This window comes from Marinobacter sp., assembly GCF_052094685.1.
Classification (GTDB): domain Bacteria; phylum Pseudomonadota; class Gammaproteobacteria; order Pseudomonadales; family Oleiphilaceae; genus Marinobacter.
Genome location: NZ_JBQDKB010000006.1, coordinates 15,201 through 27,488 on the forward strand (window position 1 = coordinate 15,201; position 12,288 = coordinate 27,488).

Annotated in this window: 13 protein-coding genes; 2 read left to right on the forward strand and 11 right to left on the reverse strand. The window is 53.8% G+C overall.

What is annotated here, in order from left to right; genetic code table 11:
- Positions 1–10: 10 nt before the first annotated feature.
- The 9 genes from murB to ACTH3S_RS02375 form a co-directional block, all read right to left on the reverse strand.
- Positions 11–1,039 carry a UDP-N-acetylmuramate dehydrogenase gene (gene murB, locus ACTH3S_RS02335; RefSeq protein ID WP_441807412.1) on the reverse strand — a complete coding sequence of 343 codons (1,029 nt, stop codon included), beginning with the start codon at positions 1,037–1,039 and terminating at the stop codon, positions 11–13.
- The gene (locus tag ACTH3S_RS02340; protein ID WP_441807413.1) at positions 1,036–1,515 is read right to left on the reverse strand and encodes a low molecular weight protein-tyrosine-phosphatase; all 480 of its coding nucleotides are present in this window, start codon (positions 1,513–1,515) and stop codon (positions 1,036–1,038) included. Before ACTH3S_RS02340 ends, murB begins: the two co-directional genes overlap by 4 nt.
- Positions 1,512–2,327: a 3-deoxy-manno-octulosonate cytidylyltransferase gene (kdsB, locus tag ACTH3S_RS02345; RefSeq protein WP_441807414.1), complete on the reverse strand. Its 816-nt coding sequence runs from the start codon at positions 2,325–2,327 to the stop codon at positions 1,512–1,514. The genes ACTH3S_RS02340 and kdsB overlap by 4 nt, the downstream gene beginning before the upstream one ends.
- A gap of 27 nt (positions 2,328–2,354) precedes the next feature.
- On the reverse strand, positions 2,355–2,543 hold the full coding sequence (locus ACTH3S_RS02350; RefSeq protein ID WP_441807415.1) for a Trm112 family protein: 189 nt from the start codon (positions 2,541–2,543) through the stop codon (positions 2,355–2,357).
- A gap of 19 nt (positions 2,544–2,562) precedes the next feature.
- Positions 2,563–3,600, reverse strand: coding sequence for a tetraacyldisaccharide 4'-kinase (gene lpxK, locus ACTH3S_RS02355; protein WP_441807416.1), 1,038 nt, complete (start codon positions 3,598–3,600; stop codon positions 2,563–2,565).
- On the reverse strand, positions 3,597–5,375 hold the full coding sequence (gene msbA / locus ACTH3S_RS02360) for a lipid A export permease/ATP-binding protein MsbA (protein ID WP_441807417.1): 1,779 nt from the start codon (positions 5,373–5,375) through the stop codon (positions 3,597–3,599). Before msbA ends, lpxK begins: the two co-directional genes overlap by 4 nt.
- Positions 5,372–5,797 carry an ExbD/TolR family protein gene (locus ACTH3S_RS02365; protein WP_441807418.1) on the reverse strand — a complete coding sequence of 142 codons (426 nt, stop codon included), beginning with the start codon at positions 5,795–5,797 and terminating at the stop codon, positions 5,372–5,374. Before ACTH3S_RS02365 ends, msbA begins: the two co-directional genes overlap by 4 nt.
- A gap of 5 nt (positions 5,798–5,802) precedes the next feature.
- Positions 5,803–6,429, reverse strand: coding sequence for a MotA/TolQ/ExbB proton channel family protein (locus ACTH3S_RS02370; protein ID WP_441807419.1), 627 nt, complete (start codon positions 6,427–6,429; stop codon positions 5,803–5,805).
- Positions 6,430–6,501: 72 nt separating this feature from the next.
- Positions 6,502–8,970 carry a DNA internalization-related competence protein ComEC/Rec2 gene (locus ACTH3S_RS02375; protein WP_441807420.1) on the reverse strand — a complete coding sequence of 823 codons (2,469 nt, stop codon included), beginning with the start codon at positions 8,968–8,970 and terminating at the stop codon, positions 6,502–6,504.
- Positions 8,971–9,050: 80 nt separating this feature from the next.
- Here ACTH3S_RS02375 and ACTH3S_RS02380 point away from each other — a divergent pair, with 80 nt between their 5' ends.
- Positions 9,051–9,596: a DUF2062 domain-containing protein gene (locus ACTH3S_RS02380; RefSeq protein WP_441807421.1), complete on the forward strand. Its 546-nt coding sequence runs from the start codon at positions 9,051–9,053 to the stop codon at positions 9,594–9,596.
- Here the strand turns inward: ACTH3S_RS02380 and ACTH3S_RS02385 are convergent.
- Together ACTH3S_RS02385 and ACTH3S_RS02390 are read right to left on the reverse strand one after the other, a co-directional pair.
- Complete coding sequence (locus ACTH3S_RS02385; protein WP_441807422.1) at positions 9,584–10,294, reverse strand: ABC transporter ATP-binding protein; 711 nt, start codon at positions 10,292–10,294, stop codon at positions 9,584–9,586. The two genes, ACTH3S_RS02380 and ACTH3S_RS02385, sit on opposite strands and share 13 nt — an antisense overlap.
- Positions 10,287–11,528 (reverse strand): lipoprotein-releasing ABC transporter permease subunit, encoded by a 1,242-nt coding sequence (locus ACTH3S_RS02390; RefSeq protein ID WP_441807423.1) that lies wholly within the window; start codon positions 11,526–11,528, stop codon positions 10,287–10,289. The genes ACTH3S_RS02385 and ACTH3S_RS02390 overlap by 8 nt, the downstream gene beginning before the upstream one ends.
- Before the next feature lie 380 nt (positions 11,529–11,908).
- Here ACTH3S_RS02390 and ACTH3S_RS02395 point away from each other — a divergent pair, with 380 nt between their 5' ends.
- On the forward strand, positions 11,909–12,256 hold the full coding sequence (locus tag ACTH3S_RS02395; protein WP_441807424.1) for a PilZ domain-containing protein: 348 nt from the start codon (positions 11,909–11,911) through the stop codon (positions 12,254–12,256).
- The last annotated feature ends 32 nt before the right edge of the window (positions 12,257–12,288 follow it).

Consider the following 12,288-nt stretch of genomic DNA (forward strand, 5'->3'; position numbering starts at 1 on the left):
TGATGAGCATTTAGCCGCCCACAATGCCCGGCTCCATCTCTAGCTCCACGCCAAAGCGCTTCTGTACCGACTGGCGAATATCTGAAGCCAGCTCAAGCACATCCTGCCCTGTTCCTCCTGAATGATTGATTAGCACCAGTGCCTGTCGGTTATGAACGCCTACACGGGCATTTCGGTACCCCTTCCATCCACTTTGATCAATCAGCCAAGCGGCGGCCAGTTTTACTGTACGGCTCTTCGGATAGCCGACCACGTCTGGATGCGCCGCCTGCAATTCATTGAACTGTTCACCGGATACCACAGGGTTCTTAAAAAAACTGCCTGCGTTGGGAAGAATGGCCGGGTCTGGTAATTTACGGTGGCGGACAGCCATTACAGCTTCGGCGACTGCGAACGCGCTCAGATCCTTGTCAGCCGTATCTCCTAAATATTCTTCGAGATCCCGATAACCAAGCTGCAAAGGCTTGTCCCGGGACAAGCGAAGCCGTATGGCGGTAATGATGTAACGACCTGGCGAGCGCTTGAATAGGCTGTCGCGGTAGGCAAAACCGCATTCTGCATTCTCAAGGCACACAAGCTCGTTCGTTTCACGATCCAGCGCTGTGACCGAAACCAAGGTATCGCAAAGTTCAACGCCATAGGCACCAATATTCTGAACCGGCGCCGCACCGGCCGTGCCTGGTATCAGTGCCAGATTCTCAATGCCCCGGTAACCTGCCGAGGCTGCATACAACACTGCATGGTGCCAGTTCTCACCCGCACCCAAAACCAGGGTCGCGCCTGTATCATCTGCCTGTTCCCAATAGCGGTCAGCCATCTGTATGCGAATCACCAGCCCGGCAAAGTCTCCCGCAAAAACCAGATTACTGCCGCCGCCAAGCACCAGGGTTGTATAACCGTTTGTTTCAGCCCACACCAGCGCTCCGCGTAAATCAGCCAGGCTCGCAACATCCATGTAAAATCGTGCGGTAGCGGATACGCGCAGCGTATTAAGTGCCGAAAGCTCAACGTTTTCCTGCAGTTTCGCTTTCAGGCTCACGCCACACACTCTTGAACGCTCCGAAGCAGCCCCTGGCCGGCTTCCTCAATCAGATCAAGCACCTGCTCAAAGCCGTCTTCTCCACCGTAATAGGGATCCGGCACCTCAGCGAGACCGGAGCTACCGAACTCTAGAAACAGCGTGGGCTTTGTGCCGCCATTTTGATGCCAAATGTCTTTCACATCGGCCAAATTCTGGCGATCCATAACGACCACGTAATCGAAGGTATCTAGATCTTTCTCGGTAAACTGCCGCGCCTTGAGCGTGCTGATATCAACGCCGCGCTTTTCTGCAGCTTCCATGGATCGTGGATCAGGCCCCTTGCCTATATGCCAGTTACTGGTACCACAGGAATCGATGTAAATCTGCTCCTGCAGTTCAGCCCGCTCAACCAGCTTGCGAAATACGCCCTCTGCGGTTGGCGAACGACAGATATTGCCAAGACACACAAAAAGCACACTGACGCGTTTACTCATGTCCCGTCTTCTCCTGTTTCAATCGATTTGGCCATCCAGGCTCTAACCCGCTGTAAATCCGCTTCGGTGTCAACGCCTGCCGGTGGCGTTCCGGCTGCTACCTCAACGTGAATCCGGGCGCCGTTATACAGTGCCCGAAGCTGCTCTAGTGATTCGGCCTGCTCTGTTGGTGCCGGAGGCCAACTTACAAAGCGACTGAGGACACTGGTCCGGTATCCATAAATACCTATGTGCCGAAAATACCCGGTGCCATCCTTCAAAGCCGCCCCTGCATTGGGGGCACGAAGGCTATCTTTACTCATATCGCCCCAGTGGTCGCGGGCCCAAGGAATGGGCGCTCGGCTGAAATAATGGGCCATCCCTTCCAGATCGAAAACCACCTTTACAACATTGGGGTTGAATACCTGCTCCAGGTCGTGAAGACGCTCGCAGAGTGTTGCGATGGCCGCGTCGGGGTAGCGCTCAAGGTTATCTGCAACTTGGTCTATCAGCCGTGACGGGATCAAGGGTTCATCTCCTTGCACATTCACAACTCGGTGATCCGGATCAAGCCCCAGCTTACGCACAACCTCTTCTAGGCGATCGGTACCGCTGACATGATTGGGTGACGTCATAACAACTTCAGCACCAAATGCATCACAAGCGGCCTGGATACGCGAATCGTCCGTTGCTACTACAACGCGGCTGGCCCGACTTTCTGATGCACGTTCGCAAACGTGCTGGATCATCGGCTTACCAGCAATATCCAGCAGAGGCTTACCAGGCAATCGGGTGGAGGCGTAACGAGCCGGAATCACAACCGTAAAAGACATAGGGTTTCGATCCTGCAGAGAACTAACTCAGTTTTTGTGAAGGCGTTCGTCGGTAGAGAGCGTGCGGGCTTCGGTGGCCAGCATTACCGGGATACCCTCGCGAATAGGGAAAGCCATGGCATCCTGAAAGCAAGTCAGTTCCGTTCTTGCCTCATTCAGTTTCAACTCACCCTTACAAACAGGGCAAGCCAGCATGGCTAAGAGTTTTTTATCCATAATGCAATCTCACTGACAGTTAAGAAGTAGGCGCCTCGGAACTCGCCCGCAATTTTTCAAGAACAGACTCGGAAAACGCCCTTGGCAGCTTTGCTTCAACATAAAGCACCCAGGCATTATCCGGCGCAAAACTGCGGCATTTCACGCCATCTTTGGCGGTCATTACCAGCAAGTGGCCGGATTCGGTCCCCAGATCTTCAGGGCGAAATCTATGATGATCAGGAAAAGGCACAGCGATTTGTTTTGCACCCAGTGCTTTAAGCGTATCAAAAAAGCGCGTTGGGTTACCTATGCCAGCGATTGAACGAATCTTCTGGCCATGGAGGCTTTCAGGCGATCGAGTTTCTCCGGTTTTCAGGTTAACCAAGCGTGTTGGCTGAAGATCCATGGCGTACATTTGTGGATGCTTAATACCAGATAGTGCTTCCGGCGGTACTCGACCCTCGTCGTCAGCCGTGGTCGCACCGTTCACAATCACAAAATCGACCGTATCTAGCCTATTTACGGGCTCACGCAGGGGGCCCACGGGGATCAACGCTCCGTTGCCTACGCCGCGGCTGCCATCAAACACCGAAAGTTCAATATCCCTTGGCAATCGATAGTGCTGAAGCCCATCGTCGCTGATAAGAACATTTCCCAAGGCATTATCGAGGGCGTATGCCGCTCCACGGCGCCGGTCTGGATCAACCACCACGGGCACACCGGTTGCCTGAGCCAGCATTACGGGTTCATCACCTGCAAGGGACGGCAAGGTATCTTCGGTCACCAGCAGCGGGTAGTCAGAAGAATTGCCACCGTAGCCTCTGCTAAGCACAACGGGGCGCCAGCCTGCAGCCTGAATGGCGCCTACAAGCCAGGCCGTTAATGGGGATTTGCCGGTGCCTCCGGCGGTAATGTTACCCACGACCACAACCGGTACCGATAGCTTTTGGGTATGCGCTTCGACGGCTTTGCGCCGCCGCGCTTCAGCAACCGCTTGATATAGCCAAGATAGCGGCGTTAGCAGAAGCAATGGCCGGCCTTTGCCGTACCAGAGGCGATCTACCAGGGATGTCATGAGTGCTCACTGAACTGCATTTGATGTAACTGGGCATAGGCGCCGTTACTGGCAAGAAGTTCATCATGGCGCCCGGATTCGACAATGCGGCCATTGTCCATAACAAGAATCCTGTCAGCGCTTTCGATAGTTGAGAGCCGGTGGGCAATAACCAAAGTTGTCCGGCCTTTAATGATGGTTTGCAGAGCCGCCTGAATGTGTCGTTCAGACTCTGTATCCAGCGCAGAGGTTGCCTCATCCAGAATTAATATAGGCGCATCTTTCAGCAAGGCTCTGGCAATCGCCAGCCGTTGCCGTTGCCCACCTGAAAGCATCACACCGTTATCACCGATCATCGTGTCCAGGCCCTCTGGCATTCGGTCGATAAACTCCAATGCATGGGCTTTGGCCGCGGCCTCACGTATTTCTTCCCGGCTGCATTCGCGAAGCGCACCGTAGGCTATATTGGCCGCAATCGAATCGTTAAACAGCACAACGCTTTGGGTAACCAGCGCAATCTGGGCTCGCAACGCTTTTAGGGAAAAGTCCTTAAGTGGGCGCCCGTCAATCCGAATATCGCCACCGGTATACTCGTAAAATCTGGGCAGTAAGCTCACCATCGTAGATTTTCCGCTGCCCGAACGTCCCACCAACGCCACACTCTGGCCTGGGGGGATATCAACGGAGATGCCTTCCAATACATTGTCGAGCTGATCCCGGTAACGGAACGACACATCATCAAACTCAATGTTTCCTTTAACACGCTCGGGAGCATAGGAGCCGGGATCTTTTTCCGGAGCTTCGTCGATAGTTTCGAACACATCGTAAGCGGCGGCCACGCCTTTTTGGATCTTGGCATGGACCGATGTAACTTGGCGGATCGGCTTGGCCATGGTGGTGGCCGCGGTAATAAAGGCGACCAGCTGGCCTGTTGTCATTCCGCCACGGATCTCCGGGGCGAGCATGGTCCATACAAGCGCCGCAATGGCAACCGCCACCAGAGACTGAATCACTGGAACACTGATAGCTTGGGTAGATGCCATCTTAAGACTTTGCTTTAGGTTTCTATCGTTAACCTTTTGAAAACGTGCCTTTTCATATTCTTCGCCGCCAAACGTCCGTACAACCCGATACCCAATAATAGACTCAGAAGCTACGTGGGTTATGTCACCCATAGAGCCCTGAATACGTTGACTGATCTTGCGAAAACGCTTACTGGCATAACTGACGACCGCTCCGATCACTGGCCCAACGGCCAAAAAGATCAGTGTCAGCTTCCAGTTGGTGTACAGCATGAAACTGAGCAAGCCGACAATGGTAAGGCCTTCCCTAAGCGTGATCGTTACAGCATTCGTGGTGGCTTCCGCCACCTGCTCTACGTTAAACGTTAGCTTGGACACCAGTCTTCCGGCGGCATTTTCGTCGAAATAACGAGATGGGAGGGCCATCAGCCGGTTAAACACATCGTTACGAAGCGAGTTAATGACGTGCCGACCGACATAGCTGATGAAATACTGACTCAAAAATGTGCCGATACCCCGAAACGTAAACATGCCTATAATCAAGGCAGTTAGCAGAATTCGGTTTTGCTCGGTAGGATTTTCAATGGCAGCTATTACGTACTCCATAGCTGCGGCCATTCCCGTGGAGGCAGCCGCATAAATAACGTTGCCTAAAACCGCAAGAGAAAACGCTACCCAAAACGGTTTTACATAAGTTAGCAGGCGCTTGTATGTTTCCCAGCTGTCGCCAGGCTGGACTTTCTTGGGGTCTGGTGACGGTTCTGCATGGCTCACTGGCTTTCGGCCTCACGCTCTGTAGTAATGCTCAGCCCGGCAAAACCTAGACGACCCGCAACGTCCATAGCTCTCACTACATATTCATGGGGGGTACGGGCGTCAGCAGTAATAACGAACGGTAGGCTATGGTCACCTTCGGCCAATTCACTCACGCCACGCTCAAGGGTCTCACGGCGGTTATTCACGAGCGCTTTATCGTTCAGGATGTACTGGCCTTCAGCGTTGATCACTACATCTATTTGCTTCACTTCAGAAGCAGACGCTGGCTCACCACTGGCTTCTGGCAATTCCACTTGCAAATGACTTTCCCGGGTGAAGGTCGTAGAGACCATAAAGAAAATCAGCAGCAGAAAAACCACATCGATCAGCGGCGTCAAGTCTACCCCAACTTCCTGACTTCTCTGGCGTGTGAACTTCACGGCGTTTAGGCCCCTTCCACGTCGATTTCGCGGTCACCGTGTACAACTTCAACCAGCTTGATGGCTTCTTGTTCCATGCCCACCACCAGTTCGTCTACCCGGCGAATAAAATACCGGTGACAAATCAGCGCCGGAATAGCGACACTCAGCCCGGAAGCCGTGGTGATCAAAGCCTCGGAGATGCCCCCAGCAAGATTGCCCGCATCGCCCACACCCGCAAGCTGGATTTCAGCAAACACTTTGATCATGCCGATCACGGTGCCCAGCAGACCCAGCAGCGGTGTGATAGTTGCAACAGTGCCCAGTGGATTCAGGAAGCGTTCCAGCTCATGAATAGCTTGGCTGGCCTCGTGCTCAATGCTCTCTTTCATAATCTCACGGCCATGCTTGGCATTCATGAGACCGGCTGCAAGCACTCGGCCCATAGGGGATGAGCCCTGCAACGCCTTCAACTTTCGGGCGTTCAGTTCTTTTTTCTTGATCCAGCGCCAAAGCTCATTAATGGTTTGAGGCGGCGACACACGGGACGCTCGAAGAGTCCAAAAACGCTCTAGAACAATCGCGAGCGCCAGGATAGAACAGGCAACAATTGGCACCATCAAAATGCCACCGGCTTTCAACAACTCGAACACGCTTGATCTCCCTGATTGTTTACAAGCCGCGCTACTTTAGCATAGCTGCTGGTTGAGGCCACACCCGCAATGTCACGGTATTTTACACTGAGCTCTGGCCAGGCCCGGACCGCTGATCCAGAAGGGGGCGTCATGGCGAGCCTCTCGGATTTTTAGTGAGCCTGCAACCAACTTCATAACCAAGCCGCCGGAACAGGCGGTATTGAGCGCTTCAACGCCAGCCCTCTGGTAGCGCTTGGTGACGTCTTCATGGGGATGTCCATACCTGTGTCGGTATCCGGCCGTGTAGATCACCAAATCCGGACTCAGCTCGCCTACCCAGGCTTCAGAGGATGAGGTCTTGCTACCATGGTGAGGCGCAATAACCACTCGCTCACGAGGCTTGCTAGCTGGCTGCCGGCTCCCAAGCTCCTCCAGGTAGCGAGATTCGATGCGAGCGCTGATATCACCGGGGAAAATCCATTCCACTGCGGACTGCTTGTGTCGGACGGTAAGAACACAGGATGCATCGTTGCCTTCAAAATGACCTTTTGCCTGCCAGAAAGTCAGCGACAGTTCATCTCCAAGCATTACCTCGTCTGTGCAACCCTGGATGCTGACTTTACGGCCCTGCTCCAGCTTTTTACGAATCGCACCCGGTTCACCTGTCAGGATTCGGCCAACATCAAACTCTTCCAGTAGCAGGTCAATCCCACCCGAGTGGTCGCTGTCGGCATGGCTTATCACAAGCGCATCGATACGGCTGATACCCAATGCCCGGAGATTGGGCAACAACACAGATTCAGCTGAAGAAAACACGCCCTTTACCTCTGGCCCAGTGTCGTAGAGCAATACCTCATCGCCTGCCCGAAACAACGCTGAGAGCCCCTGACCAACATCCCACACCCTCACTTCGGGCTCAGCCACTGCGGGGTTCTCAGCGTCGCTTGGCAAATTTGCGACCGCGGCCCAGGCCAACACAAGTACAACCCCCGCAATGCGAAAACCCCGGATGGGAACCGTCGCAATCAGCAATACCAATACAGCAAGCCCCACAATTTCCGCCATACTCCCATTAAGGCTAGGCCAACTCATGCTGGCAACCCATTCCAGAAAACCCCACATCCATCCAAGCACTGCATCAAGCAAAGGGCCAATCACCCCCGACAATGCCGGAACTACGGCAACCAAAAGCGCGCCAACAATAAGTGCGGGCATCACAATCAGAGAAACCCAAGGAATGGCAAAAATATTGGCAAGCAAGCCGGCAACCGGCTGGCCCTGCCCGACTAATTCAAGAATCGGCCAAAGCCCGGCAAATACGGCGCTTTGAGCGAGAACCAGGCCAGTGAGCCATCCCGCACCGCCTAAGCGCCCGGCAAATACGCAAAGCAGCACAGAAACTGCGCCAAAAGATAGCCAGAACCCTTGATCCAACGGTGCAAAGGGATCAAGCAATAGAACCAGCCCAAGGGCCACCACAAGCGAACGCCAAACAGGCATCTGCCGTGCCTTCAGCAGAAACCAGCTACCGACCGCGACCATAATCAGCGCTCTTCGGGTTGGCACAGTAAATCCCGCAGCTAGCGCGTAGAACAGACAGCACAGCAGCATCACAAGAAGCACGATCAATCGCACAGAGCGCTCACTCATGCGATAAGAAGACACAGCTAGCACAAGCCTACGCGCAACAAACCCGGCACCCAGAGCAACCAGGCCAAGGTGAAGGCCGGAGATAGCCACCAGATGGATGGTTCCTGTTGCTTTAAAAACGTCCCAATGTTTTGAAGACAGGTGCCCTCTATTGCCAATCAACAGTGAGGCAATTAGAGGATGATGGCGAGCATCGGCGAATTGTTCGTCAACCCAATTCGCCAATCGGGCGTGAATGCGGTGGTACTGGCACACAGGAGCACAAAATACGGACGGGTCCGGAATCGCACTGCGTACGCTGCCCGTTGCGCGATAGCCTTTGCGGAATAGCCAGTCCTCGTAACGAAACCCAGCTGCGTTCAGGGTACCATGGGGCCGCTTTAGCACCACTTCGAGGCGCAACCGGTGATCAGGAAGAACCCCTTCAGGCTGGCCATACCAAGCTAAACGTAATTTTTTCGGTAGCCAGTTATCCGTTTTCGGGATGAGGGAATTCCCGTACCAATGGGTGACACAGAAGCTGAAACGAATACTGTTGAAACTGCCTGCCACCGGGAGGTCACAGACGTATCCAGAAACCTGAACTGCTTCACCCTCAAAACCAGCAGGAAGCTGCTGCTCAAGGCGCTCGTGAGCCCAAAGACCCGCCCAAGCAATACCTGTTGCAAAACCGATCGTAATAAACCAAACGGGTTCAGGCAGTAGACGACGTATTGGCGAAAACCACAATAATGCTAGCAGCGCGGCCCCGAGCAGCCACACAGAAGGTGGTAACACCGCCAGCCTATAAAGTAAGATGACGCCGCAGGAAAAAGCGAAAATGCCTAATACTGTGGAGAGGTCTGCGGAAAATCCTGCAGAGCCCCGACAACCAGAGCGGCCGAGGCCATTGAGAGAGCTTTCGGACAATCCTTGTCCTCCCGATGATTTATCCGTCGGCGACATCCTTGGCGCCGGAGTTTTAGTCTACTTGAAGGTAGAGCTTCCTAATGCCAAAGAAGTTCATAAAACGTTATCTGCCATCACCTGAGAAGGTGCAAGCGATGCAGTCGCTTGGATTTCTTGGCGATATCTTAAATGAACCAAACCTATGGCACATCAATCGTCACAGTGTTGCACGGGCGTTTCTGATCGGTGTGTTTTTCTGCTTCATCCCAATGCCGTTCCAAATGGTTGCTGCAGCATTCTTTGCCATCTGGTTTAACGCCAACCTGCCGCTATCTGTGGTGCTGGTATGGATCAGTAACCCGATTACCATGCCGCCCATGTTTTACTTCAACTACAAGGTAGGAGCTTGGGCCCTTAACCGGCCGGTTCTGAGCTTCGACTTCCAATTGTCGTGGCCTTGGATAAGCGAGCGCCTGCTGGATATCGGCATCCCCCTTTATCTCGGCTCACTGATGGTTGCCACACTTTCTGCCTGCGTGGCTTACCTAGGTATACAGTTCTTGTGGCGCCGAAAAATCCGCTCGGAGTGGCAAACGCGCCGTCGAGCCCGCAAGGAACTCCGGCGCGCCCGTGATCAGGCCTCCTGAACTAGCCGACCTTGCTCTAGCCTTAGAACCCGCCCGAGGCTCCGCGCCATTTTCATATCATGAGTAACCATGACAAACGCAATCCCAAACTGATCCCGCAAAGACTCGATAAGCGCTCGAACACCCTCCCCCGTATGTTCATCGAGGTTACCAGTGGGCTCATCCATCAACACACAATCAGGCTCGTTAACCAGCGCTCGGGCAATGGCAACTCGCTGACGCTCACCGCCTGATAGCTCACCAGGTTTATGAGCCAAACGCTCGCCAAGCCCAACCCGCTGCAAGATCGTCTGCGCTTTCGCGCGTGCATCTGCGATCGCCATGCCACCAAGAGCGCCAGGCATCATGACATTCTCCAGCGCAGTAAATTCCGGCAATAGATGATGAAATTGGTAAACGAAGCCAAGATGACGGTTACGAAAGTGCGCACGACCCGCCTCGGATAAACGATGGATATCCTTGCCACATATCGAGATCTGCCCCGTTGACGGCTTATCCAGCCCACCAAGAAGGTTCAGCAATGTGGTTTTACCCGCGCCACTGCTACCCACAATGGCTACAGTTTCACCCGCTGTAACTTCCAGAGAGATATCAGAGAAGATAGTCAGTTTTTCCGGCCCTTGAGTGTAGGTCCGGGTGACCTGTCGACAGTCGATCACCAGGGGTACATCCTTCATGCCTTCACTTTCCTTATTCATAACGAAGAGCCTCCGCAGGATCCACTCGTGACGCTCTCCACGCCGGATAAATGGTCGCCAGCAAGCTCATAGCAAGGCCCGCGCCACTAATAATGGCCACATCCTGCCACTGCAACTGGGAAGGCAAATAGCTGATAAAATACACATCGGCACTCAGAAACTTCTGCCCAAGCGCACCTTCCAGCCAAGAAATAAATGCACTGATATTAAGCGCACCCACAACGCCAAGAGCCGTGCCAATCAGGGTTCCGAAAACACCGATAACCGCACCTTGAACGATGAAAATTCGCATAATGCGCCCAGGTGTTGCACCCATGGTGCGCAAAATCGCGATATCCGCAGTTTTGTCGGTCACCACCATCACCAACGTTGACACAATGTTGAAAGCAGCGACCGCCACAATAAACATCAGCAGCAAGCCAATCATGGTTTTTTCCATGCGAATTGCTTGGAACAAGTTGCCGTGGGTGCGGGTCCAATCCGAAATATAATAACGGCCAGACAAGCCTTTGGCTGCCTCCTCTGCAACCTTGGGCGCTGCAAACAGGTCATCAACCAGTAGCCGCACGCCTTCAGCTTTCCCGCCAGTGCGCATGAGCTTAGATGCATCATCCATGTGAATAAGGGTGTAATTGCCGTCTAGCTCAGCACCAACACTGAAAATGCCTTTTACCGTGAATCGCTTAAGACGCGGCAGCACCCCGGCGGGCGTTACCGAGGCTTCGGGTAGCACCACGGTTACTTTATCCCCCAGTTGCAAGCGCAGGCTGGAGGCCATGGTACGGCCCACGATGATGCCAAACTCACCTGAGACCAAATCATCCAGGTGACCTTCAATCATGTGATCTTCAATGATTGAGACCGAGCGCTCCTCCTCAGGCAGTATGCCGTTGAGCATAACCCCTCGCACATCACCACCACCGGTGACCATGCCCTGCCCCTGAATAAACGGAGCGGCAGCCAACACCCGAGGGTGCTTCTGCACCTGAGCATCCACAGACTCCCAGTCATCCAGCGGCCCGCTGCCCTGGATAATGGCATGGGGCACCATGCCTAGGATTCTCTGCTTAAGCTCACGATCGAAACCGTTCATGACGGATAACACGATGATCAGCACAGCAACGCCAAGCATCAGGCCGATCATGGAGGTAAGAGAAATAAAAGAAATAAAGTGGTTGCGCCTTTTGGCTGCGGTATACCGCAAGCCGATAGAAAACGATAAGGGTCTGAACATGGAGAGGTGCCTGTCGCTACCTTCAGGTCGATCGTGGTCTGGAATTCCCGCCGGCCTTTCAGCGCTGCGGGAAACTGCTAAACTTTTAATAGTGACATTACTGACACTACTGGCTGATATCCTTATTCGCGGAGCCCCGAATGCACACTCAAGACACACCGCCCGAATAGGCAGAGTACCTACCTGAACGTAGGGAGTTTTTCCGCATTGAAGACCGGATTGGCCTGGATGTCCGTAAGCTGCCGCCCTCAGGCGGGCTCGACGAGAATCCTTTTAATGACGATCACCTAGAGACCCTGAAAGCTGAATTCAGGCGTCTGGATCAGGACATCAAATCTCAGCTAGCCAGCCTTGCGGATCAGGACCGCCTGCTTACAGGCGTGGTAAAGTCCTTGAACGGCAAGCTGGACTCGCTTGCGCGCATTATGGCCTTTCAGCAAAATCCCTTGCAACCAGACGACTGGCAAGACGTTACTCTCAGTGAGGGCGGCCTAGCCTTTTCCGCGAGTCCGCAAGCATGGCAGACTGGCGACAGGCTTGCTATTCGCATGACCCTGCCACCAGAGCTTTTTCAGCCCCGAGCCGTTGCACAGGTGCTAGACGTACAGGCTGACGGAACAGGCGGAGTAAGGGTTCATACCGGTTTTATCCGGATACAAGATGGCGACCGCCAGCAAATCACGCGGCATGTGATGCGGTGGCAGATTCGCCAACGGCAAAACGAGTAGACTGGCGAAAACATGTGACTTTTGCCCCCAAT

Bases quoted from the DNA above. Each gene is read 5' to 3' on its own strand.
- ACTH3S_RS02340 (WP_441807413.1), bottom strand. From the start codon at position 1,515: ATGAGTAAACGCGTCAGTGTGCTTTTTGTGTGTCTTGGCAATATCTGT.
- kdsB (WP_441807414.1), bottom strand. From the start codon at position 2,327: ATGTCTTTTACGGTTGTGATTCCGGCTCGTTACGCCTCCACCCGATTG.
- ACTH3S_RS02350 (WP_441807415.1), bottom strand. From the start codon at position 2,543: ATGGATAAAAAACTCTTAGCCATGCTGGCTTGCCCTGTTTGTAAGGGT.
- lpxK (WP_441807416.1), bottom strand. From the start codon at position 3,600: ATGACATCCCTGGTAGATCGCCTCTGGTACGGCAAAGGCCGGCCATTG.
- ACTH3S_RS02380 (WP_441807421.1), top strand. From the start codon at position 9,051: ATGCCAAAGAAGTTCATAAAACGTTATCTGCCATCACCTGAGAAGGTG.
- ACTH3S_RS02385 (WP_441807422.1), bottom strand. From the start codon at position 10,294: ATGAATAAGGAAAGTGAAGGCATGAAGGATGTACCCCTGGTGATCGAC.
- ACTH3S_RS02390 (WP_441807423.1), bottom strand. From the start codon at position 11,528: ATGTTCAGACCCTTATCGTTTTCTATCGGCTTGCGGTATACCGCAGCC.